The sequence below is a fragment of the Pseudomonas eutrophicaquae genome, from assembly GCF_023544715.1.
GTDB lineage: Bacteria > Pseudomonadota > Gammaproteobacteria > Pseudomonadales > Pseudomonadaceae > Geopseudomonas.
The window spans coordinates 102,936-129,418 of the sequence record NZ_JAMJEZ010000007.1 but is presented as its reverse complement, the minus strand read 5'-3'; the positions used below and the strand labels follow the sequence as shown (position 1 = coordinate 129,418).

General features: G+C 65.1%; 29 protein-coding genes and 1 pseudogene. 15 read left to right on the top strand and 15 right to left on the bottom strand.

Features of this window, described 5'->3' with window-relative positions; translation table 11 throughout:
* Positions 1-35: 35 nt before the first annotated feature.
* Both MXC11_RS05265 and MXC11_RS05260 read right to left on the bottom strand, forming a co-directional pair.
* Entirely contained in the window at positions 36-1,229 is a 1,194-nt protein-coding gene (locus MXC11_RS05265; RefSeq protein WP_250006213.1) for a 3-hydroxybenzoate 6-monooxygenase, read from the bottom strand.
* Positions 1,230-1,330: 101 nt separating this feature from the next.
* On the bottom strand, positions 1,331-2,377 hold the full coding sequence (locus MXC11_RS05260; RefSeq protein WP_250006211.1) for a cupin domain-containing protein: 1,047 nt from the start codon (positions 2,375-2,377) through the stop codon (positions 1,331-1,333).
* A gap of 202 nt (positions 2,378-2,579) precedes the next feature.
* Between MXC11_RS05260 and MXC11_RS05255 the strand changes: the two genes are divergently transcribed.
* Entirely contained in the window at positions 2,580-3,008 is a 429-nt protein-coding gene (locus MXC11_RS05255; RefSeq protein WP_250006209.1) for a MarR family winged helix-turn-helix transcriptional regulator, read from the top strand.
* A gap of 24 nt (positions 3,009-3,032) precedes the next feature.
* Here the strand turns inward: MXC11_RS05255 and MXC11_RS05250 are convergent, their stop codons facing one another.
* On the bottom strand, positions 3,033-3,977 hold the full coding sequence (locus tag MXC11_RS05250; RefSeq protein ID WP_250006207.1) for a LysR substrate-binding domain-containing protein: 945 nt from the start codon (positions 3,975-3,977) through the stop codon (positions 3,033-3,035).
* A gap of 176 nt (positions 3,978-4,153) precedes the next feature.
* On the opposite strand from MXC11_RS05250, the gene gtdA reads away from it, so the two are divergent.
* The 7 genes from gtdA to MXC11_RS05215 all read left to right on the top strand — a co-directional run bounded on the left by gtdA (position 4,154) and on the right by MXC11_RS05215 (position 9,488).
* Positions 4,154-5,209, top strand: coding sequence for a gentisate 1,2-dioxygenase (gtdA, locus tag MXC11_RS05245; RefSeq protein WP_250006205.1), 1,056 nt, complete (start codon positions 4,154-4,156; stop codon positions 5,207-5,209).
* Positions 5,210-5,224: 15 nt separating this feature from the next.
* Positions 5,225-5,923, top strand: a complete 699-nt coding sequence (locus MXC11_RS05240; RefSeq protein WP_250006203.1) for a fumarylacetoacetate hydrolase family protein — start codon at positions 5,225-5,227, stop codon at positions 5,921-5,923.
* 118 nt (positions 5,924-6,041) lie between these two features.
* A complete protein-coding gene (maiA, locus tag MXC11_RS05235; RefSeq protein ID WP_250006201.1) occupies positions 6,042-6,683 on the top strand; it encodes a maleylacetoacetate isomerase in 642 nt (213 codons plus the stop codon).
* A 92-nt stretch (positions 6,684-6,775) separates the two neighbouring features.
* Positions 6,776-6,913 carry a hypothetical protein gene (locus MXC11_RS05230; RefSeq protein WP_250006199.1) on the top strand — a complete coding sequence of 46 codons (138 nt, stop codon included), beginning with the start codon at positions 6,776-6,778 and terminating at the stop codon, positions 6,911-6,913.
* Positions 6,879-7,640 (top strand): TRAP transporter substrate-binding protein, encoded by a 762-nt coding sequence (locus MXC11_RS05225; RefSeq protein ID WP_250006197.1) that lies wholly within the window; start codon positions 6,879-6,881, stop codon positions 7,638-7,640. Before MXC11_RS05230 ends, MXC11_RS05225 begins: the two co-directional genes overlap by 35 nt.
* A 64-nt stretch (positions 7,641-7,704) precedes the next feature.
* On the top strand, positions 7,705-8,208 hold the full coding sequence (locus tag MXC11_RS05220; RefSeq protein WP_250006195.1) for a TRAP transporter small permease: 504 nt from the start codon (positions 7,705-7,707) through the stop codon (positions 8,206-8,208).
* A complete protein-coding gene (locus tag MXC11_RS05215; RefSeq protein WP_250006193.1) occupies positions 8,205-9,488 on the top strand; it encodes a TRAP transporter large permease in 1,284 nt (427 codons plus the stop codon). Before MXC11_RS05220 ends, MXC11_RS05215 begins: the two co-directional genes overlap by 4 nt.
* 3 nt (positions 9,489-9,491) lie before the next feature.
* Here MXC11_RS05215 and metR read toward each other — a convergent pair whose 3' ends face one another.
* Together metR and glpD are read right to left on the bottom strand one after the other, a co-directional pair.
* Positions 9,492-10,412, bottom strand: coding sequence for a transcriptional regulator MetR (metR, locus tag MXC11_RS05210; protein ID WP_250006191.1), 921 nt, complete (start codon positions 10,410-10,412; stop codon positions 9,492-9,494).
* Positions 10,413-10,540: 128 nt separating this feature from the next.
* The gene (gene glpD / locus MXC11_RS05205) at positions 10,541-12,103 is read right to left on the bottom strand and encodes a glycerol-3-phosphate dehydrogenase (protein WP_250006189.1); all 1,563 of its coding nucleotides are present in this window, start codon (positions 12,101-12,103) and stop codon (positions 10,541-10,543) included.
* A 355-nt stretch (positions 12,104-12,458) separates the two neighbouring features.
* Between glpD and argF the strand changes: the two genes are divergently transcribed.
* The 3 genes from argF to grxD all read left to right on the top strand — a co-directional run bounded on the left by argF (position 12,459) and on the right by grxD (position 14,902).
* Positions 12,459-13,376: an ornithine carbamoyltransferase gene (argF, locus tag MXC11_RS05200; RefSeq protein WP_250006187.1), complete on the top strand. Its 918-nt coding sequence runs from the start codon at positions 12,459-12,461 to the stop codon at positions 13,374-13,376.
* An 8-nt stretch (positions 13,377-13,384) separates the two neighbouring features.
* The gene (locus tag MXC11_RS05195; RefSeq protein WP_250006185.1) at positions 13,385-14,458 is read left to right on the top strand and encodes an ABC transporter ATP-binding protein; all 1,074 of its coding nucleotides are present in this window, start codon (positions 13,385-13,387) and stop codon (positions 14,456-14,458) included.
* A gap of 120 nt (positions 14,459-14,578) precedes the next feature.
* A complete protein-coding gene (gene grxD / locus MXC11_RS05190) occupies positions 14,579-14,902 on the top strand; it encodes a Grx4 family monothiol glutaredoxin (RefSeq protein WP_250006176.1) in 324 nt (107 codons plus the stop codon).
* A gap of 74 nt (positions 14,903-14,976) precedes the next feature.
* Here the strand turns inward: grxD and rnt are convergent, their stop codons facing one another.
* Both rnt and pyrC read right to left on the bottom strand, forming a co-directional pair.
* On the bottom strand, positions 14,977-15,588 hold the full coding sequence (rnt, locus tag MXC11_RS05185) for a ribonuclease T (protein ID WP_250006252.1): 612 nt from the start codon (positions 15,586-15,588) through the stop codon (positions 14,977-14,979).
* Positions 15,589-15,650: 62 nt separating this feature from the next.
* Positions 15,651-16,697, bottom strand: a complete 1,047-nt coding sequence (gene pyrC / locus MXC11_RS05180) for a dihydroorotase (protein ID WP_250006174.1) — start codon at positions 16,695-16,697, stop codon at positions 15,651-15,653.
* Between the two features lie 145 nt (positions 16,698-16,842).
* Here pyrC and MXC11_RS05175 point away from each other — a divergent pair, with 145 nt between their 5' ends.
* The 4 genes from MXC11_RS05175 to MXC11_RS05160 all read left to right on the top strand — a co-directional run bounded on the left by MXC11_RS05175 (position 16,843) and on the right by MXC11_RS05160 (position 19,797).
* Positions 16,843-18,066 carry an argininosuccinate synthase gene (locus MXC11_RS05175; protein WP_250006165.1) on the top strand — a complete coding sequence of 408 codons (1,224 nt, stop codon included), beginning with the start codon at positions 16,843-16,845 and terminating at the stop codon, positions 18,064-18,066.
* Between the two features lie 111 nt (positions 18,067-18,177).
* Entirely contained in the window at positions 18,178-18,570 is a 393-nt protein-coding gene (gloA, locus tag MXC11_RS05170; protein WP_250006163.1) for a lactoylglutathione lyase, read from the top strand.
* A gap of 127 nt (positions 18,571-18,697) precedes the next feature.
* A complete protein-coding gene (locus tag MXC11_RS05165) occupies positions 18,698-19,246 on the top strand; it encodes a chalcone isomerase family protein (RefSeq protein ID WP_250006161.1) in 549 nt (182 codons plus the stop codon).
* Positions 19,247-19,269: 23 nt separating this feature from the next.
* On the top strand, positions 19,270-19,797 hold the full coding sequence (locus MXC11_RS05160) for a DUF3833 domain-containing protein (protein WP_250006159.1): 528 nt from the start codon (positions 19,270-19,272) through the stop codon (positions 19,795-19,797).
* 65 nt (positions 19,798-19,862) lie between these two features.
* On the opposite strand, the gene MXC11_RS05155 is transcribed toward MXC11_RS05160, so the two are convergent.
* The 8 genes and pseudogenes from MXC11_RS05155 to rsxA form a co-directional block, all read right to left on the bottom strand.
* The gene (locus MXC11_RS05155; protein WP_250006157.1) at positions 19,863-20,054 is read right to left on the bottom strand and encodes a PA3496 family putative envelope integrity protein; all 192 of its coding nucleotides are present in this window, start codon (positions 20,052-20,054) and stop codon (positions 19,863-19,865) included.
* 109 nt (positions 20,055-20,163) lie between these two features.
* Positions 20,164-20,802, bottom strand: a complete 639-nt coding sequence (gene nth / locus MXC11_RS05150) for an endonuclease III (protein ID WP_250006154.1) — start codon at positions 20,800-20,802, stop codon at positions 20,164-20,166.
* A gap of 3 nt (positions 20,803-20,805) precedes the next feature.
* Positions 20,806-21,519, bottom strand: coding sequence for an electron transport complex subunit E (locus MXC11_RS05145; RefSeq protein WP_250006152.1), 714 nt, complete (start codon positions 21,517-21,519; stop codon positions 20,806-20,808).
* Positions 21,516-22,133, bottom strand: a complete 618-nt coding sequence (rsxG, locus tag MXC11_RS05140) for an electron transport complex subunit RsxG (protein WP_284060394.1) — start codon at positions 22,131-22,133, stop codon at positions 21,516-21,518. Before rsxG ends, MXC11_RS05145 begins: the two co-directional genes overlap by 4 nt.
* Positions 22,134-22,161: 28 nt before the next feature.
* A complete protein-coding gene (gene rsxD, locus MXC11_RS05135; protein WP_250006150.1) occupies positions 22,162-23,208 on the bottom strand; it encodes an electron transport complex subunit RsxD in 1,047 nt (348 codons plus the stop codon).
* A 210-nt stretch (positions 23,209-23,418) separates the two neighbouring features.
* A pseudogene (rsxC, locus tag MXC11_RS05130) lies at positions 23,419-25,251 on the bottom strand (electron transport complex subunit RsxC); the annotation flags it as partial.
* Positions 25,248-25,823 carry an electron transport complex subunit RsxB gene (rsxB, locus tag MXC11_RS05125; protein ID WP_250006148.1) on the bottom strand — a complete coding sequence of 192 codons (576 nt, stop codon included), beginning with the start codon at positions 25,821-25,823 and terminating at the stop codon, positions 25,248-25,250. The pseudogene rsxC and the gene rsxB, both read right to left, overlap by 4 nt.
* On the bottom strand, positions 25,820-26,404 hold the full coding sequence (gene rsxA, locus MXC11_RS05120) for an electron transport complex subunit RsxA (protein ID WP_250006146.1): 585 nt from the start codon (positions 26,402-26,404) through the stop codon (positions 25,820-25,822). The genes rsxB and rsxA overlap by 4 nt, the downstream gene beginning before the upstream one ends.
* Positions 26,405-26,483 lie beyond the last annotated feature (79 nt).

The following is a 26,483-nucleotide window of genomic DNA, read 5'->3' as shown; positions in this document are numbered from 1 at the left end:
GCACGCGCGGGCCAGCCGGCCGGCGTGCTGCCTGCTCAGTCCTGCGCCAGGCAGTTGCTCACGTTCCAGCCATACAGCCACTCGATCGCGTCATAGAAGCGCTCGGGGCTGCGATCCTTCCACAGCGAGTTGCGGATCAGGCGCTCGACGCCCGCGGCGTGGTACAGGCGGCCCATCTCGCGACCGGACAGCACGATGCGGCCGGTACGGGTGATGCGCGAGCGCTGATAGAGATCCAGCGCCTTGTGCCAGTCGTTGTCATGGACGCGCAGCGCCTCGCCCAGGGTGACGGCATCCTCCAGAGCCATGCACGCGCCTTGCGCCATGTACTGGGTGGTCGGGTGCGCGGCATCGCCCAGCAGGGTGGCGCGGCCAAAGGTCCACTGCGGGATCGGCTCGCGGTCCGCGGTGGCCCAGCGCTTCCAGGACTTGGGCAGCTCGATCAGCTGGCGCGCCTTCGGGCAGATGCCCTGGAAGTAGCTTTCGACTTCTTCCTTGCTGCCTTCGGTGACGCCCCATTCTTCCTGCTGGCGACTGTGGAAGGTCACCACCACGTTGTACTGCTCGCCGCCGCGCAGCGGGTAATGCACCAGGTGGCACTTGGGTCCGGCCCACAGGCTGGCGGCGTTCCAGCGCAGCTCCTCGGGGAAGTCGGCCTTGTCGACCACTGCGCGGTAGACCACATGGCCGGTGACGCGCGGCGGGTCGTTGACGTAGGTTTCACGCACCACCGACTTCACCCCATCCGCGCCGATCAGCGCCACGCCGCGATAGGCATTGCCGCGCTGGTCGTAGGCGGTGACCGAGTCGGCATCCTGCTCGATGCGCTCGATGCGGGTGTCGGTCTTGAACTGGATGCGCCCGGTTTCCTGCGCGCCCTCCAGCAGCGAGAGGTGGACATCGACGCGGTGGATCACCGCATAGGGGTTGCCAAAGCGCTGGCGGAACGCCTCATCGGTCGGGATCTTGCCGATCTGGTATTCGTCGATGGCATCGTGCATCACCATGTAGTCGGTGAAGACCGCACGGCTGCGCGCCTTGTCACCGACGCCCAGCGCATCGAAGGCATGGAAGGCGTTCGGGCCAAGCTGGATGCCGGCGCCGATTTCACCGATCTGCGGGGCCTGCTCGAGCACCAGTACTTCAAAGCCTTGGCGCACCAAGGCAAGGGACGCGGCCAGACCACCGATGCCACCACCGACCACGATTACGGGAAGTTGCTGATTCATTGTCGTCTCCAGGATCACGCATTTGTCATGCGGGCGAGCGGGCCCGCAGGGCCTGCCGGGCAGGCCGTGGTTGTTGTCAGCGAGTGCGGATGGGCCGCCGCTCAGTCAAAGACTTCGTAGATGCCGAGTTTGCGATGCAGCGGGGCGTCATCGACCATGAACAGGAAGGCCGGCTGATCCGCACTGGCGTTGCTCAGGGTGACGGCGGCATGGGTCGGAATCGCCAGGGTGTCCGCCGCGCTGAAGCGGTGCTGGGCGTCATCGACGTGCGCGGCGCCCGCGCCTTCCACCACATGCACCACGCTGGAAGCCGAGCGGAGCGGCAGGCGGATCTGCTCGCCCGGGCGCAGCATGATGGCGGAGAAGCCCAGGGTCGGCAGGCATTCGGCGCCGGTTTCCGGGTTGACGTAAGCCAGCTGTACCAGCTGGCCGGCAGGGCTGACCTCGGCCAGTTGCTGCAGGGCGGCCCGCACGTCCTTCCAGGGGAAGCGCAGCAGCGGGTAATGAGTTTTCTGGTCGAGGGCGCTGTAGGGCAAAAGGCCACCGCGGCCATAGCGGGCGGTGCAGGTGCCGACCACCTTGTCGATGGTCTGCGAGGTGCCCTCGGTGCAGTAGGACGCATCGATGCCGTAGATCAGCGGCAGATCCAGCGCATCCAGCCAGACCACCGGGCCGCTGCCTTCATGGCCATGCTCATGCCAGAGGCCGGGCGGAGTGAGGATCAGGTCGCCCTTTTCCATCGGCAGCTTCTCGCCATTGACCACGGTGAAGCCGCCTTCGCCTTCGATGACAAAGCGCACCGCCGAGGGCGAGTGCTTGTGGTTGGGAGCGGTTTCGCCGGGCTGGATCAGTTGCAGGCCGATGTAGATCGAGGCGGTGGCCTGCATGTTGTCCAGGCCCAGCCCCGGGTTGCACAGCACCAGCACCCGGCGTTCGGCCTTTTCGATCGGGGTCAGCTCGCCGGCGCGCAGCAGGTCCGGGCGTACATCGGCGTAGCGCCAGATCACCGGCTGGGTGCGCCGCGCGGGTTTGCCGTGGGGCAGCACGGCGCGCAGGGCCGGCCAGAGGGGCAGGGTATTATTGGCGACCAGTTTTTCGTAGTAGTCCTTGGGCAGGTCTTCTACGGTACCCAGATGCGTGGTGCTCATCGTGAAATCCTCGAATTTTCGCTTTTGTTAGGGGAGCGGATGAGTCAGGGCCAGCCCGTGGGGTGGGTAAGGCTGGGTTCGATTTTTGATTCCATATGGAACAATGTCAATTGCTGTTTTTAGGGTTTTTTATCTTTTTGAGGGTGTTTTTTGCCTTAGGGCGTATCTTGAGTACTGATAAATCATTCCATGGGGAACTAAATTGCTGGATCTTGAAGAGTTTGTGCCCTACCTACTGCATCAGGCGCACCTGTCGGTGCTGCGCACCTTTGAGCATAGGCTGGATGCCACGGGGCTGACGCTGGCGCAGTGGCGGGTGCTGGCTGTGCTGGCCCATCACACCCAGGTGCGCTTTGGCGAGCTGGCGCGTCTGACCGGGCAGGAGCCCTCCACGCTGGTGCGCCAGTTGGGGATCATGGAGGAGCGTGGATTGACCCGCCGCGTGGCCTCGGAGACCGACCGGCGAGCAACCTATGTCGAACTCGACGAGGCGGGCTGGACGCTGGCCCGTAAAATCCTGCCCCAGGCCGGGGAGGTCGAGGTGCAGGCCCTGCAAGGTTTTACTGCCGATGAGGTGGAATTTTTGCGCCGTCTGCTGCGCAGGATTCAGGCCAACGCCGAGGCGCAGTGAGAACGCAGCGGCCCTCAGAGGCGGTCAGTGGCCTGCGTTCTGGTCGCGGCGAAACGGGGTGCGGGAGGCCTGGCGCAGGCAGTCGAGCAGCTCCTGGGTGGCGCTGTCCTGCAAGGGTTCATCGCGCCAGCACATGCCGATCGAGCCTTCGGCGTCCAGCTCGAAGTCCAGTGGCGTCAGGAGCTGGCGCTCGATGAAGTGGCTGACCACACCGCCCGAGGCCACCGAGAGCATGTCGCTGTTTTGCAGCAGCCACAGATTGGCCATCAGCGAGGAGGATTCCACCCGGTAAGGCAGCGGCTTGCGGCCGGCATTGGCCAGCACCGTGTCCAGGCGCGAGCGGATCGGCGTGCCTTCCGGCCAGATCACCCAGGACTGTGCATATAGATCCTCCCAGCTCAAGGCGCGGCTGCTGCTCAGCGGATGCCCGACCCGGGCGACCACCCGCATCGGCTCGCTGTGCAGCATCTCGCTGCACAGCCCTTGGCGCGGCTGGTAGCTGTCGAGGCGGCCGACCACCACATCCAGCTGGCCGCGCTCCAGTTTGTCGAGCAGGGGATTCATGGTGTTTTCCTGCAGCTGTACCTGCGCCCGCGGGTGCTGCTGCAGGAAATAGCTGATGGCATCGGGCACCAGACGCGGCGCGGCGGCGGGCGAGGTGCCCAGCGCCACGCTGCGCGAGCCGCCTTCCTGCAGCACTTCCAGGTTGTGCTGGGCGCGGCTGATTTCACTGAGGATGCGCCGCGCATGGTCGAGCAGCAGCTGGCCGTGGGCCGTGGGTCGCAGGCCGCGGGCATGGCGCTCGAACAGCGGGTCACCGACATCCTCCTCCAGCTCCTTGAGCCACTTCGAGAGGCCTGGCTGCGTGGTGTGGGCGAGGCGGGCGGTGTCGCTGAGGCTGCCGGTGTCGGCGAGGCTGACCAGCAGATTCAGGTGCCTGAGGCGCAGGCGGCGGCTCCAGTCGGTCATTTAAGGTATGCCTTTTTTGATATGAGGGCATCCAAAAATATCATTATTCGGGTATGCCACGGCGACCAATAATCGGGCGGAACACGGCGGCAGTCTTAAGGGGCTGCCTGTGAGGAGGGTGGCCTTGCCCGAGAGGGTGAGGCGCAACATCTGACCGGCTCAAGGTGCCCCGGCCCATGCAACAGAATGACGAGATCCGCGCCGCCCGCACGGCGTTCTACCAGCGCATCGACACCCAGAACCTGTTCCCGCTCTGGGAGCAGCTGCACAACCTGGTGCCGGCGCAGCCCACCGGCGGCTGCGTGGCGGCCCTGTGGCGTTACCGCGACCTGCGCCCGAGCCTGATGGAAGCCGGTCAGCTGATCACCGCCGAAGAGGCCATCCGCCGGGTGCTGGTGCTGGAAAACCCGGCCCTGCGCGGTCAGGCTGCCATCACCAATAGCCTGTATGCCGGCCTGCAACTGATCCTGCCCGGTGAAATTGCCCCCAGCCACCGCCACACCCAGTCGGCGCTGCGCTTTGTGGTCGAGGGGTGCGGTGCCTACACCGCGGTCGATGGGGAGCGCACCACCATGTCGCCGGGCGACTTCATCATCACGCCCTCCTGGACCTGGCACGACCATGGCAACCCGGTTGAAGCCGAAGGCGGGGAGCCGGTGGTCTGGCTGGACGGCCTGGATATTCCGCTGGTGCGCTTCTTCGGTGCCACGTTCGCGGAGAGCTATCCGCAGGCCGAGCAGCCGCTGACCCACCCGGAAGGCAACAGCTTTGCGCGCTTTGGCCACAACATGCTGCCCCTGCGCCATCAGCCGCAGGGTCTGACCTCACCGATCTTCAGCTACCCTTATGCGCGCACTCGCGAGGCACTGGACACCCTGTCACGCCAGAACGATGTGGACGCCTGGGACGGTGTCAAGCTGCGCTATGTCAATCCGCTGACCGGTGGCTGGCCGATGCCGGCCATCGCCACCTTCATGCAGCTGCTGCCCAAGGGCTTCCGTGGCCAGACCTATCGCAGCACCGACGCCACCGTGTTCTCGGTGGTCGAAGGGCGTTGCCGGGTGCAGATCGGCGAGCAGCACTTTGATGTCGAGCCCCGAGATACTTTTGTTGTCCCCACGTGGGCGCCTGTGCGCTTGCAGAGTGACGAAGACTGCGTGCTGTTCAGCTACTCCGACCGTCCGGTTCAGGAAGCGCTGGGCCTGCTGCGCGAGTCCCGTGAAAACCACTGATTCAGGGAAATCATGATGAGCTATGTAATCCAGCCGCCGGCTGTCACCAGCCTGCCGATCGCCGGCAGTGACCAGCAGTTCCCGGTCCGTCGCGTCTACTGTGTCGGCCGCAACTACGCCGCCCACGCCCGCGAGATGGGCTTTGATCCGGATCGCGAGCCGCCGTTCTTCTTCTGCAAGCCGACCGATACCGTGGTTGGGGTGCGCCATGAGGACACCTTGCAGCTGCCGTACCCGAGCGAGACCAGCAACTACCACTATGAAATCGAGCTGGTGGTGGCGATCGGCAAAGGTGGCCGCAACATCGCCCTGGAAGATGCCAACGAGCACGTGTTCGGCTACGCCGTGGGCCTGGACATGACCCGTCGTGACCTGCAGATGAAGATGCGCGAGATGGGCCGTCCGTGGGAAATCGGCAAGGCCTTTGACCAGTCTGCACCGATCGCGCCGCTGTATCCGGCGGCAGACGTCGGCCATCCGAGCCATGCCGGCATCTGGCTGCAGGTCAACGGTGAGGACAAGCAGCGCAGCGACATCGACAAGCTGATCTGGTCGGTGCCGGAAACCATCGCCTACCTGTCGCGCTTCTTCGAGCTGGTACCGGGCGATCTGATCATGACCGGCACCCCCGAGGGCGTAGGCCCGGTGGTGGCGGGGGATCTGATGGTCGGTGGCGTCGAGGGTCTGGGCGAGATTCGCGTACAGGTCATCTGACCGGTTCGGGCCGCCGGGCCGTACTGGCCGGCCCGCCGCGTGGCGGGCTGGCTGGGCACCACGCTCATTCAGGAGCGCACCGCCTGACCGGCCCCTTTATCCAGCAGGAGTGGCTGACATGCAGCTCTACAGTTTCTTCAACAGTTCGACCTCGTACCGGGTCCGCATCGCCCTGGCACTCAAGGGGCTCGACTATGACTACCACGGCATCAACCTGCGCAGTGGCGAGCAGCGCAGTGCCGAGCACCGCGAGCGCAGCCCGGTGGGCGGCGTGCCGGTGCTGATCACCGACGAGGGGCAGCAGCTGACCCAGTCGCTGGCGATCATCGATTACCTGGATGCACTGCAGCCACAGCCGCGTCTGCTGCCGGCAGAGCCGCTGGCGCGTGCCCGGGTGCTGGAAGTGGCCCACCTGATCGCCTGCGATATCCACCCGATCAACAACCTGCGGGTGCTGGGCTATCTGCAGAAGGAGCTGGGCGTGGATGCCGCGCAGAAGGACGCCTGGTATCGCCACTGGGTGGCTGAAGGCCTGGCAGCGCTTGAGGTGCTGCTTGAGCGGCAGGGTAGCCATCCGTACTGCTTTGGCGAGCAGCCGACGCTGGCCGATTGCTGCCTGGTGCCGCAGGTGGCCAATGCCGAGCGCATGGGCTGTGATCTGAGTGGCTACCCTAAAGTGATGGCGATCTACCGTCACTGCCTGGCCCAGCAGGCCTTCCAGGCCGCGGCGCCGTCCCGGCAACCGGATTTCATCGCCTGATCCGCTGGCTGCAGCCGATCCGGCAATGTGCAGACTGCCGCGCGCAGTCTGCCGATGTGACAACCGATAACAACAATCAAAGAGGTGGAATCATGGCCCTGATCAACAAGGTACTGAGCGCGGCAGCCCTGGCCGTTGCCAGCATTCTGGGCACCACGGCGGTGCAGGCCGAAACCCTGCGCATGGGGCACATGCGTGCCGCCCAGCCATGTCTGGCATCAGGTGGCTGAGCGCTTTGCCAGCAATCTGGAGAAGGAAACCGCGGGCCGGTTCAAGACCCGCATCAGCCCGCAGAGCAAGCTGGGGCGTGATCCGCAGCTGATCCAGCTGCTGCAGTCGGGTGGCCTGCAGTTTGCCGTGCTCACCGCCGGTGATCTGTCCAACCGCAGTGAGTCGATGTTCGCCTGGTTCCTGCCTTACACCTTCCGCGATGTCGCCCATGCCGGCGGCGCCGCCCGCACCCCGGCCGCCCGTGAAATGCTGGAGCAGCTGGATGGGCATGGCATGGTCGGTCTGGGTTACACCTTTGCCGGGATGCGTCATGTGTTGTCCGGCAAGCCGGTCAAGACGCCGGGCGATCTGGCCAACCAGAAAATCCGCTCGTTCCCCAATGAGATCTTCAGCGACTGGTGGCAAGCCAACGGCGCGGCACCGACGGCACTGCCGATCAGTGAAGTCTCCCCGGCGCTGACCACCAAGCTGCTGGATGCCGTGGACGTCGATCTGGATGTGCTGGTCGGGCTCAAGTTCTACCAGCAGGCCGGCAATCTGGCGATGACCAACCACATGGCCTTCCCGGGTGTGATGGTGGCGTCGAAGAAGTGGTGGAGCCGGCAGAGCGAGGAAGATCGCGCGCTGATCCGCAAGCTCTTTGCCGAGGCCGACGTCGACAAGTACACCGCCCGTAACCCGACCATCAAGGCCTTCGCCGAGCAGGCGGCAGCGCTCTCGAACTGACCTTGCCATCCCCCGGGGCCGTCGGTCGATGGCTCCGGGTCGGCGCTCCGACAGGTGACCTACGATGCTGTCACTCTTGTACAAGCTGGATGATGCGTTCGCATCACTGGAAAAGCTGCTGATGATCGTGCTGAGCGGTGCCCTGGCCCTGCTGCTGATCACTCAGGCGGTGCTGCGTTATGGCTTCAGCGCCCCCCTGTTCTGGGCTGAGGAGGTGGCATTGTTCATGCTGCTGGGGGTGACCTTCTTTGGCATGAGCTACCTGCTGCATGAAGACCGCCTGATCAACATCGATTTTGTCCTGGTCAACCTCAAGGCATCGCTGCGCACGGTGGTCGAGTGCTTCAACGCGCTGCTGGGGCTGGCGCTGCTCGGCGTGCTCTGCGGGCTGACCTATGCCTGGGTGGCTACGCCTGAGGTGCGCCTTGAAATGTCGGCCACCACGGGGCTGCCGCGCTGGTACAACTACGGCTTTTTGCTGGTGGCGCTTTGCCTGATGGCCTTCCATCAGCTGGTGGTGCTGTTCAAGCGCATCGAGCGTCTTTGGGCTTTGGGGAGGACGCCATGAGTGTACTGCTGAGTTTCTTTGCCCTGCTGCTGAGTGGCCTGCCGATCATGTTCACCCTGCTGATCGCCACGCTGCTGTTCCTGTATGCCGAGGACATGCTGGTGCTGCTGGACAGCCTGCCGATCCAGTTCTACGGCGCGCTGGAGCAGAATGGCCTGCTGGCCATCCCGGTGTTCATGCTGGTCGGTGAGGTGATGAACAAGGGCGGGCTGACCGAGCGGCTGATCGCGGCGGCCAACGTGCTGGTCGGGCGCTTCAAGGGCGGGCTGGCCTACGTCAACCTGCTGACCAATGCCATGGCGGCCTCGATCCTCGGCTCGGCCATCGCCCAGATCGCGGTGATGAGCCGGCTGATGGTGCCGGCGATGGAAAAGCAGGGCTACAACAAGTCGTTTGCGGCTGCCGTGACCATTTCCGGTGGTCTGCTCGGGCCGGTGATCCCGCCGTCGATGCTGATGATCATCTACGGGGTGATCTCCTTCCAGCCGGTGGCAACGCTGTTCATTGCTGGGGTGCTGCCGGGGGTGTTGCTGGTGCTGGGCTTTGCGCTGGTGATCCTGCTGACCGGCTTCTTTGTCGATCTGCCCAAGGTGCAGGAGGACGAGGCCGCAGCCGGCACCAGCGTCTGGCAGCGCCTGCTGCCCGGTCTGTTGCCGGGACTGGTGCCCTTTGTGGTCATCGCCGGCATTATCAGTGGTGCGATGACGCCGACCGAAGCCGGGGCGGTGGCCGCCTTGCTGTCGATCCTCATTGGCGGGGTGGTCTATCGCAACCTGCATGTGCGCGATATCCCCGGCATCCTGATCGAGGTTTCCAAGAGCACGGCGATGATCACCAGCTTGATTGCCTCGGCAACGGTGCTGGGCTGGGCGCTGTCGTTCCAGGAGGTGCCGGATCTGCTGGCCGAGTGGATCCGCAGCATCAGTGACTCGCCGCTGGTGTTCCTGCTGCTGGTCAACCTGCCGATGATCGTGCTGGGCGTCTTCCTCGAATCGATTGCGGTGATGATCGTGCTGGTGCCGATCCTGCTGCCGGCAGCCACCGCGCTCGGGGTAGACCCGATCCACTTTGGCGTGGTGACGGCGCTGGCGACCCTGATCGGCCTTGTCACACCACCGGTCGGCCCGGGGCTGTTCGTGGTGATGGGTCAGAACCAGATGAAGATGGGCGAGCTGTTTAAGGCCATGGTGCCCTTCCTGGCGATGATGCTGGCGATGATGGCGCTGATCAACGCGGTGCCCACCCTGTCACTCTGGCTGCCACGCCTGTTTGGCATGTAGGGCTCAGGCGCGGGCCGCGCTGACCCCTTCGAGGGTCGCAAAGGAGGTGTCCTTGGCGGTCAGCAGGAAGTCGCGCATGAAGGGCGCATCCAGCATGTCGGCACGGATGCCGGCATACAGGGTGGCAAACAGCCCTTTCTCCCCCAGCCGCCGCGCGCTGACATAGCCACGGGCGCTGTATTCGTGCAGCGCCCAGTTGGGCAGGCAGCAGACCCCCCGGCCACTGGCCACCAGTTGCAGCATCATGACCGTCAGCTCGGCGGTGCGTACCCCCGCCGGCTCGACATCGGCCGGCTCCAGAAAGCGGGTGAAGATGTCCAGGCGGTCACGCTCGACCGGATAGTGGATCAGCACCTCGCGGGCCAGATCCTCGGCAGCCACGAACGGCTTGCCAGCCAGAGGATGCTGGTTGGCCACCGCCAGCTGCGCCTCGTAGGTGAAGAGCGGCACATAGGTGATGCCGGGCAGCTCCAGTGGATCGGAGGTGACCACCAGATCCAGATCCCCGCGGGCCAGCGCCGGCAGTGGCGCAAAGGCAAAGCCTGAGGCCAGATCCAGCTCGACTTCCGGCCAGGCATCGCGGAACTGGTCAATGGTCGGCATCAGCCACTGGAAGCAGCTGTGGCACTCGATCGCCATGTGCAGCCGCCCGGCGGTGCCGCCGGCCAGGCGTGCCAGATCACGCTCGGCGCCGCGCAGTTGCGGCAGGATGGTGTCGGCCAGTTGCAGTAGGCGCAGGCCGGCGCTGGTAAAGCGCACCGGCTTGGTCTTGCGCACGAACAGTTGCAGGCCTAGACGCTCCTCCAGCTCCTTGAACTGGTGGGAGAGGGCTGACTGGGTCAGGTGCAGGCGCTCGGCGGCCTCCACCAGGCTGTCGGCATCGCGCAGGGCATGCAGGGTTTTCAGGTGGCGCAGTTCGAGCATGGTGACCTCGCGGGCGTCCAGGCCGGCGCGCACACGGGCGCAGGCATGAGGCAGATTGATGGGGCGGCGTGCGATCGTGAGTCTGGCTCACGCAAGGGCGGCTGTCGAGCCGCCAGACGCCGCGTAGCTCACGCCGGCAGCAGGGCCGGGCGCGCCGCGCTGGCGCGGCTCAGGCGCGCTGGCTGGCGATCCTCCAGATAGCGCGCCAGACGCTGCTGCTGCATCGGTCCGAGCAACAGGCCGAGCTTGCTGCGCCGCCAGAGCAGATCCTCAAGACTGCTCACCCACTCCTGCTCGCACAGGTAGTCCACTTCGCGGGCATACAGTCCGGCGCCGAAGTTCTCGCCCAGATCCATCAGGCAGGACACCCCCTCCAGCAGACGCGGGGTGTGGCTGCCGTAGCTGGTGGCCCAGCGCCAGGCCAGCTCATCAGACAGCCAGCGATGGCTGGCACACAGTGCCTCGGCCAGCTGCCTGGGCGATTCCAGCCCCTCACTGCCCGGCAGACGGCTGTGGGCGGTCCAGGGGGCGTCCATCTGCGGGAAGTGCGGGCCGAGCAGGGCCAGTGCCGCCTCGGCCAGCTTGCGGTAGGTGGTCAGCTTGCCGCCAAAGACCGACAGCAGCGGCGCCTCACCGGGGGGCTGGTCCAGGGTCAGGGTGTAATCACGGGTCACGGCGGCCGGATTGCCGCTGGCATCGTCACACAGCGGACGCACACCGCTGAAGTGATGGACGATGTCCCGGCGGGTCAGCGGCTGGCGGAAATGCGCGTTGACCACACCGAGCAGGTAGTCGATCTCCGCCTCGCTGATGGCGACCGTCGCCGGGTCGCCGTGAAACTCGCAGTCGGTGGTGCCGATCAGGCTGAAGCGCTCCAGCCAGGGAATCACGAACACGATCCGTCCATCATCATGCTGCAGGATGTAGGCCTGCTCACCCTCATGCAGGCGTGGCACCACCAGGTGGCTGCCTTTGATCATGCGGACATGCCGCGGGCTGGCCTGTTGCAGGTGCTCGGTCAGGACCTGCTCGACCCAGGGGCCGGCGGCGTTTACCAAGGCACGGGAGCGCAGGGTCAGGCTCTGGCCATCGCGGCGTTGCAGCTCGACTCGCCACAGATCCTGCTCGCGCTGTGCGCGGATGCAGCGGGTGTGCAGCAGGATATGGGCGCCGTGTTCATGGGCCGACTGGGCATTGGCCAGCACCAGGCGGGCATCATCCACCCAGCAGTCGGCGTACTCGAACCCCTCGCTGAAGGTGCTGTTTAGCGGACTGCTTGGGCCAAACTGCAGGTGGCGCGAACCCGGCAGGCTGTGCCGTACCCCCAGGTGATCGTAAAGAAACAGCCCGGCGCGGATCATCCAGGCCGGGCGCAGCGCGGGGCGATGAGGCAGGATGAAGCGCATCGGGCGGATCAGGTGCGGGGCCATCCCGAGCAGAATCTCGCGCTCGCTGAGCGCTTCGCGCACCAGGCGAAAGGCATGCTGCTCCAGATAACGCAGGCCACCGTGGATCAGCTTGCTGCTGGCCGAGGAGGTGTGGGCAGCCAGATCATCCTGCTCGCACAAGACGACCCGCAGGCCGCGCCCGGCTGCATCGGCGGCAATGCCGCAGCCATTGATGCCGCCGCCAATGATCAGCAGGTCATGGATATCGCCCGGGGGCTGGGGGGGAGGGTGAGCATTTTTCATTATTAAAGGGACCACCGATGAGGTTCTGCAGGCACGCCTTGGCGTGAGCCGGTACGCTTGGTTCTGCCCGTGCGGCGCTGAGCCACCTGCAGGCGGCAGACAGGCCGACACACTGATTGTTGGCGCATTTCGTGAATCCTGCATGACGCGCACGTCAAGATTGAAGCGAAGGCGGCCCCGTGCTGGCCATTTTGCGGGCCACCTGACACCTTGGTGCGGGTTTGCGCGGTCGCGCGTTTTCCCTATAAGATCGCTCCCTTTCTTCGAGCACCGCCTCGCGCGGTCCCGCCGCAGACCTCGTCCGTTTTCCTGCAAAGCCGGCTACTTCTGCGGCCTGTCATACAGGTAATGAATAATGAGCGTTCGGCACTTTCTCTCGCTGATGGATTGCACGCCCGAAGAACTGCACAGCCTGATTCGCCGTGGCATCGAGCTGAAAGATTTGCGCCAGCGCGGCATCCTCCATGAGCCTCTGCGCCAGCGTGTGCTGGGCATGGTGTTCGAGAAGGCCTCCACCCGCACCCGCCTGTCCTTTGAAGCCGGCATGATCCAGCTCGGTGGCCAGGCGATCTTCCTCTCGCCCCGCGATACCCAGCTCGGCCGAGGCGAGCCGATCAGCGATTCGGCGATTGTCATGTCGCGGATGCTGGATGCGGTGATGATCCGCACCTTCGCCCATCAGAATGTCCTCGACTTTGCCGCCCACTCCCGGGTGCCGGTGATCAATGGCCTGACCGATGACCTGCATCCCTGCCAGGTGCTGGCCGACATGCAGACCTTTATTGAGCATCGCGGCTCGATCCGCGGCAAGACCGTGGCCTGGGTCGGTGATGGCAACAACATGTGCAACACCTACGCGCAGGCGGCGGTGCAGTTCGACTTCCAGCTGCGCATCGCCTGCCCGGCCGGCTTTGAACCGCGCCGCGAGTTCCTGGAGCTGGCCGGTGATCGGGTCACCCTGCTGCGCGATCCGCGCGAGGCGGTGGCGGGGGCTGATCTGGTCAGCACCGATGTCTGGGCCTCGATGGGCCAGGAGGAGGAAGCCGAGGCGCGTATCCAGCGTTTCCGTCCCTATCAGGTCGATCGCGCCCTGCTGGATCTGGCCGCGCCCGATGTGCTGTTCATGCACTGCCTGCCGGCGCACCGGGGCGAGGAGGTCAGCCATGACCTGCTGGATGATCCGCGCTCGGTGGTCTGGGATCAGGCCGAGAACCGTCTGCACGCGCAGAAGGCCCTGCTCGAGTTTCTTGTTGCGCCCGGCTACCGCGCCTGAAGGTTCCGATGACCCACGATCTGCTGCTCAACCTGCGCGAGCTGTCCTGTGGTTACAAGGGACAGCCGGTGGTGCAGAACCTGCACCTGCACCTCAATGCCGGTGATATCGGCTGCCTGCTCGGCCCCTCCGGCTGCGGCAAGACCACCACCCTGCGGGCGATCGCCGGGTTTGAGCCGGTGCACAGCGGCAGCATCGAGCTGGCGGGTGAGGTGATCTCCCGGCCGGGCTTTACCCTGGCACCGGAAAAGCGCCGGATCGGCATGGTCTTTCAGGACTACGCGCTGTTTCCGCACCTGACGGTGGCTGAGAACGTCACCTTTGGCATCCGCAAGCATCCGCAGTGTGCCCAGATCGGCCGCGAGATGCTGGAGCTGGTCAAGCTCGAGCACCTGCACGGGCGCTATCCCCATGAGCTGTCCGGCGGGCAGCAGCAGCGGGTGGCACTGGCGCGTGCGCTGGCACCGGAGCCGCGTCTGCTGCTGCTGGACGAGCCGTTCTCCAACCTGGACGGCGAACTGCGCCGGCGCCTGAGCCGTGAGGTGCGCAGCATCCTCAAGAGCCGCGGCACCAGTGCGATCCTGGTGACCCACGATCAGGAAGAGGCCTTTGCGGTCAGCGATCAGGTCGGGGTGTTCCGCGAGGGGCATCTTGAGCAGTGGGATACGCCCTACAACCTCTACCACGAGCCGCTGACCCCCTTTGTGGCCAGTTTCATCGGTCAGGGCTACTTCGTGCGCGGGCAGATGCTCGGGCATGACAGTGTGCAGACCGAGCTCGGGGTGACCCGTGGCAATCGTGCCTACCAGTGGCCGGCCGGCAGCGCTGTGGACATGCTGCTGCGCCCGGATGACCTCATTTACGATGCCCAGAGCCCGCTGCGTGCGCGCATCACCGGCAAGACCTTCCTTGGGGCGGCGACGCTGTATTGCCTGCAGCTGCCGACCGGCACCCAGCTGGAGGCGCTGTTTACCAGTCACGAGGATCATCAGGTGGGGGCTGAGGTCGGTATCCGCGTGGCCGCCGATCACCTGGTGGTGTTCCCGGCGCCGGGCAGTGTGGCCGCCCAGCAATCCCTGTAAACACGCCCATGTGCCGCCGGGCTCATGGGGCTGAGTAACCGAGCGTTGCGCTCGGCTTTCCGTTACAATCCGCGCACTTTTCCCCGCGTACCTTGCGGGCATGTCCAGCCGAGGTAGACCATGGATATCATCGAGACCATCAAAGAACAGATCGCCAACAACCCTGTCCTGCTGTACATGAAGGGCTCGCCCAACGCGCCGCAGTGTGGCTTCTCCGCGCGTGCCTCCCAGGCGGTGATGGCGTGTGGCGAGAAGTTTGCCTTCGTCGATATCCTCCAGCACCCGGAGATCCGCGCCAACCTGCCCAAGTACGCCAACTGGCCGACCTTCCCGCAGCTGTGGGTCGGTGGCGAGCTGGTCGGCGGTAGCGACATCATCCTGGAGCTGCAGCAAAGCGGCGAGCTGCAGACCCTGATCCGCAACGCGGTACACAAGGGCGAGTGATACGCGGCCTTTGCGTAGGTCGTAAAAAAGCCCCTGCACTGCAGGGGCTTTTTGTTGGCGGGCTAAAAAGCGGCTCAGTCCTCGAAGTCCATCCAGCCACCCATCTCCTTCCAGCGATTGACGATGCCGCAGAACAGCTCGGCGGTCTTCTCGGTGTCGTAGCGGGCGTTGTGGGCCTCGCGGTTGTCGAAGGGGATATCCGCCGCCTGGCAGGCCTTGGCCAGCACGGTCTGCCCGTAGGCCAGGCCCGCCAGCGTGGCGGTATCGAAGCTGGAGAACGGGTGGAACGGATTGCGGCGGATGCCGCAGCGCGCCACGGCCGCGTTCAGGAAGCCCAGATCGAAGCTGGCGTTGTGCCCGACCAGCACCGCACGCTTGCAGCCGGCAGCCTTGAGGGACTTGCGCACACCCTTGAAGATCTCGCCGAGCGCCTGCTCTTCCTTGACCGCCATGCGCAGCGGATGGCCGAGCTTGATGCCGGTGAAGTCCAGCGCGGCCTGTTCGATGTTGGCGCCCTCGAACGGCTCGATGCGGAAGAAGTAGGTGTGCTCGGGATACAGAAAGCCGTCATCGTCCATGGCGATGGTGGTGGCGGCAATCTCGAGCAGCGCGTCGGTGGCGGCATTGAAACCGCCGGTCTCGACATCTACCACGACCGGCAAAAAGCCGCGAAAACGCCGGGCCATCGGCGGCTTGAGGCCGCCGCTGTGGGGATCCTGCTCGTAGTCTTCGTAGTCGATCTGCTCGCTCACGCCGCACCCTCCAGCACACGCCAGCGGATCTTCTCACCGGCACGCAGCGGCACCAGGGTCTGATCGGCAAACTGCAGTTCGGTGGGCACGACCCAGTCCTCGCGGACCAAGGTGATGTGATCGGTATTGCGCGCCAGACCATAGAAATCCGGGCCGAAGTGGCTGGCAAAGCCTTCGAGCTTATCCAGTGCCTGGCGCTGTTCGAAGGCCTCGGCATACAGCTCGATGGCCGCATGGGCGGTGTAGCAGCCAGCGCAGCCACAGGCCGCTTCCTTTGCATGGCGGGCGTGGGGGGCCGAGTCGGTGCCGAGGAAGAACTTTGGGTTGCCACTGGTGGCTGCATCCAGCAGGGCTTCCTGGTGGGTGTTGCGCTTGAGGATCGGCAGGCAGTAGAAGTGCGGACGAATCCCGCCGACCAGCATGTGGTTGCGGTTGTAGAGCAGGTGGTGGGCGGTGATGGTCGCACCGACCTGCGCGCTGGTGCTCTGCACGAACTGCACGGCATCCCCGGTGGTGATGTGCTCGAACACCACCTTGAGGGTCGGGAAGCGCTCGACGATGCGCACCATGTGCTCGTCGATGAATCGCTTCTCGCGATCGAACACATCCACCTCGGCGTGGGTGACCTCGCCGTGCACCAGCAGCAGCAGGCCGACCTCGGCCATCGCCTCCAGCGCCGGGAAGATGTGCTCAAGGCGCGTGACGCCGGAATCGGAGTTGGTGGTGGCACCGGCCGGGTACAGCTTGGCGGCAAACACCACGCCACTGGCCTTGGCCGCGCGAATGTCTTCCGGGGTGGTGTTGTCGGTGAGGTACAGCACCATCAGCGGCTCGAAGGGGTTGCCGGCCGGGCGCTGGGCGAGGATGCGCTCGCGATAGGCAACCGCTTGCTCGGCGTTGCGTACCGGCGGCACCAGGTTGGGCATGATGATGGCGCGGCCGAAGGTGCGGGCCACGTCGGGCACGGTATGCGCCAGGGCGGCGCCATCGCGCAGGTGGATGTGCCAGTCGTCGGGGCGCAGCAGGGTCAGGCGGTCGGTCATGCGGGGATTCCAGGCAGGTCAATCAGTGGGGAGCGATGCTACCGAAAAGCGCCGGTACGGTCATCCGCGCACTGGGCTCCCCTGTAAATTCGCGCCCCCCGGCAGTAAGATAGCCTTTTACCCAGAACCTCCCGTGGAGTGACGAATGGCGGACGTTAAAAAGGTTGTGCTGGCCTATTCCGGTGGCCTGGACACCTCGGTGATCCTCAAGTGGCTGCAGGACACCTACAACTGCGAAGTGGTGACCTTCACCGCAGACCTGGGCCAGGGCGAGGAGGTCGAGCCGGCCCGTGCCAAGGCGCAGGCCATGGGCGTCAAGGAAATCTACATTGACGACCTGCGCGAAGAGTTCGTGCGCGACTTCGTGTTCCCGATGTTCCGCGCCAATACCGTCTACGAAGGCGAGTACCTGCTGGGTACCTCGATCGCCCGTCCGCTGATCGCCAAGCGCCTGATCGAGATCGCCAACGAGACCGGCGCTGACGCCATCTCCCACGGCGCGACCGGCAAGGGCAACGATCAGGTGCGCTTCGAGCTGGGCGCTTATGCGCTGAAGCCGGGCGTCAAGGTCATCGCCCCGTGGCGCGAGTGGGACCTGCTGTCCCGCGAGAAGCTGATGGACTACGCCGCCAAGCACGCCATCCCGGTGGACTTTGCCAAGGCCGGCAAGAAGTCGCCGTACTCCATGGATGCCAACCTGCTGCACATCTCCTACGAGGGCGGCGTGCTGGAGGATACCTGGACCGAGCACGAGGAAGACATGTGGCGCTGGACCGTCTCCCCGGAGAAGGCCCCGGACACCCCGACCTACCTGGAGCTCACCTACCGCAACGGTGACATCGTTGCCATCGACGGCGTCGAGATGACCCCGGCCCAGGTGCTGAGCTACCTGAACAAGGTCGGTGGCGAGAACGGCGTTGGCCGTCTGGACATCGTCGAGAACCGTTATGTCGGCATGAAGTCGCGTGGCTGCTACGAGACCCCCGGCGGCACCATCATGCTGCGCGCCCACCGCGCCATCGAGTCGATCACCCTCGACCGTGAAGTGGCTCACCTCAAAGACGAGCTGATGCCCAAATACGCCAGCCTGATCTATAACGGCTACTGGTGGAGCCCGGAGCGTCTGATGCTGCAGCAGATGATCGATGCCTCCCAGGTCAACGTGAACGGTGTGGTGCGCCTGAAGCTGTACAAGGGCAACGTCATCGTCACCGGCCGCAAGTCCGATGATTCGCTGTTCGATGCCAACATTGCCACCTTCGAAGACGATGCCGGTGCTTACGATCAGGCCGATGCGGCAGGCTTCATCAAGCTCAACGCGCTGCGCATGCGCATCGCGGCGGGTAAGGGCCGCAGCCCGCTGAAGTAAGCGATAGGGCAGGGGCTGCCTGCTGAGGCGCGTCCTCTGCCCGATTCCAGAAGACCCCGGCTGCGGCCGGGGTCTGTCTTTGTGTCTGAACCACGCTCAGGAGAACACACCATGCGTCTGCTACACACCATGCTGCGCGTCGGCGATCTGGACAAGTCGATCGCCTTCTACACCGAAGTGCTGGGCATGACCCTGCTGCGTCGCAAGGATTATCCGGAGGGCCGATTTACCCTGGCTTTCGTCGGTTATGGTGATGAAGCCCATAACAGTGTGATCGAGCTGACCCATAACTGGGGCGTCGAGCACTATGATCTGGGCACCGGCTACGGGCACATCGCGCTGGAGGTCGAGGACGTCTACAAGGCCTGCGAGGACATTCGTGCCCGTGGTGGCAAGATCACCCGCGAGCCCGGCCCGATGCAGCACGGCAGCAGCATCCTGGCCTTCGTCGAGGATCCGGACGGCTACAAGATCGAGCTGCTCTCGCCGCAGCGCCGCGACTGAGTCACCGCGCTGACCCGCGCATAAGGCGGGATCGCGTGCTGCGATCTTGTGCGAAAGGCTTTTCCTGTATAGTTCCTGTATAGAGATTGGCGGGTTGCACCGCATCATCACAGGATGAGGAGGGGCCATGAATACGCTGATGAAGAGATGGGCGCGCTGGTCGTCGGCCCTGGCACTATGGGCCGGTCTGCTACTGACCGCCCCCGCGCAGGCCAGCTGGCAGGAAAGCCTGCCGCAGGCCGAGGTGCTGGGCACAGGCGAGCTGCGCCTGTTTGGCTTTCGCATCTACAGCGCAAGGCTGTGGAGCCGCGAGCAGCCGCTGACCGAGAACAGCCCCTTTGCCCTGGAGCTGACCTATCACCGCGACATCAGCCGCCAGCAGCTGGTCGAGGCCAGCCAGCGGGAGATCCGCCGGCTGTTCGGCACGCAGGTCAGCGACCAGCAACTGAGTGCTTGGCAAGTGCACATGCAGCAGGCGTTTGTCGATGTCACGCCCGGTGCCAAGATCACCGGTGTGTATCTGCCCGGCACCGGCGCCCGTTTTTATGCCGGTAACCGCTTGCAGCACGCGGTAGACGATGCCGAGTTTGCCCGTGCCTTCTTTGCCATCTGGCTCGATCCGCGCACCCGCAACCCTGAACTGCGTGCCCAGCTGCTGGGCCGCGCCGATCGCTGAACGACCGCCCCAAGGAGTCTGCCATGCTCAAGAAACTGCTGCTGCCCCTGTGCCTGCTGCTGGCCAGTTGCGGGCCGATTGACGTCGAACATTACCGCGCGGAGCAGCCGGCGCTGGATCTGCCCAGCTACTTTTCGGGACGGGTGGACGCCTGGGGGATGTTCCAGAAACGCTCCGGTGAGGTGATCAAGCGTTTTCATGTGGCGATTGACGGGCGCATGGACGGCGAGCGCCTGATTCTGGATGAGCACTTCACCTACAGCGACGGCAGCACCCAGCGCCGGGTCTGGACCCTGCATCCTGACGGACCGGGCCGCTGGCGCGGTACCGCCGATGATGTGGTGGGGGAGGCCCATGGTGAGGTGGCCGGCAACGCGCTGCGCTGGCGCTATGTGCTGAGTCTGCCGGTCGATGACAAGGTCTATCACGTCAACTTCGATGACTGGATGTACCTGCTGGACGAGCGCACCATGGCCAACCGCTCGTTCATGACCAAGTTCGGCTTCGAGCTGGGGCAGGTCACCTTGTTCTTCCGCAAGGAAGCGCCCTGACGGACCGCCTGCCGCGCTGATGAAAAAGCCCCGCAACAAACGCGGGGCTTTTGTTTGAGTGCCGCTCAGAGGTCGTAATCGTATTCGGAGAGCTGCTTCTTCAGCCGGCGCTCTTCCAGCAGGTTATCGATCACCCGCCGCTTGACCAGGCTGTTGTTCTTGCTGGCCGGGGTGGCATCGGTCGCTGTGTCGCCGTCGTCCTGCTCGTCAGCGATGAAGTCTTCTTCTAGGTCGAGATCGGTTTTGGCTTGAGTCATGACCGTTGCTCCAGAAAACAGAGGACCGTTTCGCGCCCCTTATAACGGCAAAATTCTGGAGGGTAAAAAAGATTTTCTTTATCGGCAGGCGAGTGATTCGGTAATCAGCTCAATCGTCCGAGGTCTTGCCCTTGTATTCACACAGATCCTCGATCCGGCAGCTGCCGCATTGCGGCTTGCGGGCCTTGCAGACGTAGCGGCCATGCAGGATCAGCCAGTGGTGCGCATCCAGCAGATATGCCTTGGGCACGAACTTCATCAGCTTCTTCTCCACCTCCAGCACCGTTTTGCCGGGGGCGATGCCGGTGCGGTTGCTGACCCGGAAGATGTGCGTATCCACCGCCATGGCCGGCTGGCGAAAGGCGGTGTTGAGCACCACATTGGCGGTCTTGCGACCGACCCCGGGCAGGGCTTCCAGCGCCTCCCGATTGGCCGGCACTTCGCTGTTGTGGCGCTCGATCAGCAGGCGGCAGGTCTCTATCACATTTTTCGCCTTGCTACGGTACAGGCCGATGGTCTTGATATAGGCCTCCAGGCCCTCGACCCCCAGCGCATGGATTGCCTCCGGGGTATTAGCCACCGGAAACAGCCGGGCTGTGGCCTTGTTGACCCCGACATCGGTGGCCTGAGCGGAGAGAATCACCGCGATCAGCAGCTCGAAGGTGCTGGAGTAGGCCAGCTCGGTGGTCGGCTCCGGATTGTCTTCGTGCAGGCGGCGGAAGATCTCCGCGCGTTTGGCGGCATTCATCGCTTATTCCACCACTCCGGTGACCCGCACCCGGCGGCTTTCGCGCACCACCGGCTCGGCGCGGGCGCGGGCCTGTTCGGCCAGGTGCGCATCGATGCGGTTCTTCATGGCGATCAGCAGGCCCAGCACGATAAAGGCACCCGGCGGCAGGATGGCCAGCAGCAGGCCCTGATAGTCGCCGCCAAACACCTCGATCCGCCAGCTCGCCGCGCTCGGGCCGAACAACAGGTGCATGTCGGCCAGCAGGGTGCCGCTGCCCAGCAGCTCGCGGCTGGCACCCAGCACCACCAGCACCAGGCCAAAGCCGATGCTCATCATCAGGCCATCAAAGGCCGAGCGGGCGACATCGTTCTTGGCGGCAAAGCCATCGGCGCGGCCGAGGATCACGCAGTTGGTGGTGATCAGCGGGATGAAGATGCCAAGGATCTGGTACAGCTCGTAGGTGAAGGCCTGCATCAACAGCTCGGTGCAGGTGGTCAGCGCGGCGATGATCATCACGAACGCCGGCAGGCGCACGGCGGTGTGGGTGACGCTGCGGATCAGCGACACCGCCGCATTCGAGCAGGTCAGCACCAGCAGGGTGGCCAGTGCCAGCCCGAGGGCATTGACGGTGGAGTTGCTGGTGCCGAGCAGCGGGCACAGGCCAAGCAGCTGGATCAGCGCCGGGTTGTTCTTCCACAGGCCGTTGACGGCGATTTCGCGGTAGCTCTGGCTCATTGCGCGGATTCCTCGGCAGGTGCGCCGAACAGTTCGGTCCGATGGGCATCGACGTATTGCAGGGCGCGGTGTACGGCCTTGACCACCGCACGCGGGGTGATGGTGGCGCCGGCGAACTGGTCAAAGTCGCCCTGATCCTTCTGCACTGCCCAGCCGGCCTCGCCCGGATCCTCCAAGGACTTGCCGTTGAAGTCCAGCACCCAGGGGTTCTTGTTCAGCTCGATCTTGTCGCCAAGGCCCGGGGTTTCCTTGTGCTGCAGCACGCGCACCCCGGCCAGCCGGCCATCGGCCTGTACCCCGACCAGCAGACGGATACTGCCGCTGTACCCGTCCGGGGCGATGGCCTGCAGGATCACCGCGCTGGGGCGTCCGTCCTTTAAGGCCAGCCAGGCCGGTTGCGGCTGTGGACTGCCGAGCAGGGCGTCCTGGAGGGTCAGGGCGTTGTCGCTCAGGCGGTTGTCATGGCTGTGCGGGGGGAGGATTTCGGCCAAGATGCGGGTCTGCGCCGCCTGTTCGGCCGCGCTGATCCGCTCGGCGGTGCCGACGCGGGTCAGGGCGACCACACCGACCGTGACCACCGCGAACAGGCCGAGGACCAGGCTGTTACGCAGCATCGAGCGGGGGACTTCCGGCAGCATGATCTCACTCTCCCAGCTTGAAGCCGCGGCTGGCGGCACGGTGACCGTAGGTGCGCGGACGGGTGTAGTAGTCGATGGTTGGGGCGGCCAGGTTCATCAGCAGCACGGCAAAAGCCACCCCATCGGGGTAGCCGCCCCAGGCGCGGATCACGTAGGTGAGGATGCCGACCCCGGCACCGAACAGCAGGCGTCCCCGCAGGCTGGTGGCGCCGGAGACCGGATCGGTGACGATGAAGAAGGCGCCGAACATCGCCGCGCCGCTCAACAGGTGAAACAGCGGCGAGCCGTTACTGTCCGAGCCACTGCCGTTCCAGAACAGCAGGCTCATCACGAACAGCGCGGCGAGCATGCCCAGCGGCGCATGCCAGGTGAAGACTCGTTTGTAGAGCAGGAATAGCCCGCCGGCGAGGAAGGCCAGATTGACCAGCTCACTGCCGGCGCCACCGAAGAGGCCAAATGCCGGACTGCTGGCCTGCAGCTCCTCGATAGTCAGGCGCTGGTTGGTTTTCAGCACATCCAGCGCCGTGGCCTGGCTCCAGCCATCAATACCCGCCCCAAGGCCCAGGATCTGCTGCAGGCCAGCGCCCAGGCTCAGCAGCGCGCCGTCCTGATCGCGCGGGACGGGCCAGCTGGTCATCTCTACCGGGAAGGAAATCAGCGCCACCACGTAGCCGAGCATGGCCGGGTTGAACGGATTCTGGCCAAGGCCGCCGAACAGGTGCTTGCCGAAGGTCAGCGCGAAGGCGGTGGCAATCAGGGTCAGCCACCAGGGGGCATAGGGCGGCAGGGCGATGGCCAGCAGCACGGCGGTGAGCAGGGCGCTGCAGTCCCGCAGAAAAAAGCCGATCGGCCGCTGGCGCAGGTGCAGCATCAACGCCTCGCAGGCCAGCGCCACCGCGCCGGCCCAGCACAGATTGATCAGGGTGCCAAAGCCATACAGCCAGGTCAGGGCCAGGACGCCGGGCACGGTGGCCAGCAGCACCAGCTGCATGACCGTCTGGGTGCGGTTGTGGCCGGTGGCGTGGGGCGAGGTGATGCGGGGCAGGGCCATGATCGCTCCGTTGGGTTGGGTAAGGAGCGGGAAAGGCTCCCGGCTCCGGCAATTCAGGCCTCCCCTGCACGGGCGCAGGGGAGGTGGTCACTCGGCGGGGGTGAGCGCCGCCAGCTGCTGTTCCGCCGCTGCCAATGCTTCACGCAGCGCCGCCAGCGTGGCGTCATCGGCACCGGCCTTTTCCGCCTTGCGCAGTTCAGCGCGCTTCATCGCCAGCTCGACCTTGGCCTTTTTGGTGGCCTCATCGAGGACCGGTTTGCGGGCGGGTGCAGCCTCTTGGGGCGCGGGCGGCGCGGTGGTGTTTTCTGCGGGTGCACTGCTGGCAGCAGCCTGCGCCTGCGCCAGTGCCTCCTGCGCCGCGCTGGCCGCCTGGCGCAATTCTGCGACCTGGGCCTGCAGTTCGGCGCTGTCGTGCTGGGCCAGCTGTTTTTCAGCCTTTTTCAGCGCCACCTGCGCCAGGCTGGCTTCGATCTTCAGGCGCTTGAGGGCTTCGGCGCCTTCGCTGGTGGCGGCGGCCGGTGCCGCTGCCGCTGCCGCTGCCGGAGCCGGGGTCGCGCTCGCCGAAGCCGCCGCGGCTTCGACTTGCGCTGCCTTGGCGCGGGCGGCCTTTTCGGCGCGGGCGCGGCGTTCTTCTTCCTTGCGTTCTTCTTCGCGGCGCAGGCGTTCCTGACGCTGCTCAAAGCGCTGCTTGGAGTGCTCGGCTTTTTGCTGCTTCTGCTCCAGCTCGCGAATCTCCGCCTTGGCGGCGCGGTAGTACTGCACCAGCGGAATGCTCGACGGGCAGACGTAGGCACAGGCGCCACACTCGATGCAGTCGAACAGGTGATGGGCCTTGAGCTGCTCGTGCTCGCTGCCCAAGGCAAAAAAGTGCAGCTGCTGGGGCAGCAGGCTGGCCGGGCAGGCCAGTGCGCACTCGCCGCAGCGGATGCAGGGCTGGGCGGGCGGCGGCGGTGGCAGCTCCTCGCGGGTCGGGACCAGCAGGCAGTTGCAGGTCTTGATCAGCGGGACATCCAGCGAGGGCAAGGTAACGCCCATCATCGGCCCGCCCATGATCAGCCGCTCCATGCGCGCCGAGTCGAGGCCGGCAAAGGCCAGCAGCTCACGGACCGGGGTGCCGATCAGCGCCTCGACATTACCGGGGCGGCTCAGCGCCTCGCCGGTCAGGGTGGTGATGCGTGAGATCAGCGGCTTGCCATGCAGGATGGCGTCATGCACGGCCACGGCGGTCCCGACGTTCTGGCAGAGCATGCCGATATCGGCGGGCAGGCCACCGGCGGGGACTTCCCGCCCGGTGAGGATCTGGATCAGCTGACGCTCACCACCGGAGGGGTACTTGGTGGGGAAGACCTTGATCTGCCAGGCGCGGTTGCCTAGCGCTGCGCGCACTGCGGCAATCGCCTCGGGCTTGTTGTCCTCGATACCGATCAGCACCTCATCGGGCTGGATCAGGTGTTCGAGGATCTCGATGCCACTGATCAGCTCGGCCGCCCGCTCGCGCATCAGGCGATCATCGGCGCTGATATAAGGCTCGCATTCGGTGCCGTTGATGATCAGGGTGTGGATCTTCTGCTGCGGGCGGGCGGTCAGCTTGACCGCGGTCGGGAAGCCCGCTCCGCCCAAGCCGTTGATCCCGGCCTCGCGGATGCGCGCCAGCAGCGCTGCATTGTCCAGCTGGCGATAGTCCGGACAGGGGAAAAGCTCGCACCACTCATCGCGCCCATCGCTATCAATGACGATCGCCGGCGCCAACATCCCGGAGGCGTGGGGGTAAGGCTGCGGGCCGATGAAGCTGACCGTACCGGAAGTCGGTGCGTGCAATGGCACGCTGATATGCCCGTTGGCCTCGGCAATCTTCTGCCCCTTGAGCACCCGCTCGCCCACCTGCACGCAGGGTTCAGCCGCCGCACCAATGTGCTGGCCCAGCGGCAGGATCAGCTGGCGGGGCAGCGGCGGATGCGCGATGGCGGTGGTGTTGGACAGCTCCTTGTGCTCGGCAGGGTGAATCCCGCCGGGAATGTCCCAGATCATGGCGGCAGCAGTCATGCGGCATGTCCCCGATCGGTGGCGATCACTTGCCCGGGTGGTAGCGGGCGTTCCCATTTCCAGCTGTTGACGTCGGCGCCGACCTCGATCATGTCGATGCAGTCCACCGGGCAGGGCTCGACACACAGGTCGCAGCCGGTGCACTCGTCCTGGATCACCGTGTGCATCTGCCGGGCCGCGCCGACGATGGCATCCACCGGGCAGGCCTGGATGCACTTGGTGCAGCCGATGCACTCGGCCTCGCGGATCCGCGCCACCATGCGTGGTTTTTCGCCTTCTTCGGCATCCAGCGGTTCGGCCTCGACATCCAGCAGGTCAGCCAGCGCCTGCACGGTGGCCTGACCACCGGGCGGGCATTTGTTGATCTTGTCGCCGCCGGCAATCGCCTCGGCGTAGGGCTTGCAGCCCGGATAGCCGCACTGGCCGCACTGGGTCTGCGGCAGCAGGGCGTTGATCTGCTCGACGATCGGATCACCCTCGACGCGAAAACGCACCGCCGCATAGCCAAGGATGGCCCCGGCCACCAGACACAGCAGGGCCAGGGCAAGGATGGCAATCAGGACCAGACTCATAGCTTGATCAATCCGGTGAAGCCCATGAACGCCAGCGACATCAGGCCGGCGGTGATCATGCCGATGGCCGCGCCACGGAAGGGCGTCGGCACATCGGCGATGGCAATGCGCTCACGCAGCGCGGCGAACAGCACCAGCACCAGCGAGAAGCCGAGGCCCGCGGCAAAGCCGTTGGCCGTGGCGGTGAGGAAGGTGAACTCGGCCTTGTTGGCGTTGAGCAGGGCGACGCCAAGCACGATGCAGTTGGTGGTGATCAGCGGCAGGAAGATACCCAGCACCCGGTGCAGCAGCGGGCTGGTCTTGTTGACCACCATCTCGGTGAACTGCACCACCACCGCGATCACCAGAATGAAGCTGATGGTGCGCAGAAACTCCAGATCCAGCGGTTTGAGTACATACTGGTGCAGCAGGTAGCTGCACATCGCCGCCAGCGTCAGCACGAAGGTGGTGGCCAGTGACAGGCCGATGGCGGTTTCGATCTTCTTGGAAACGCCCATGAACGGGCAGAGGCCAAGGAACTGCACCAGCACGAAGTTGTTGACCAGAATGGCGCTGACCAGAATGAGGGCAAGTTCGGTCATGGGCGAGGGCGGCTCGTGCGGGCTGAGGATGGGGGCGCTTATTATCGTGAACGCCGTTATAGCGTACAAGTCGATAGTG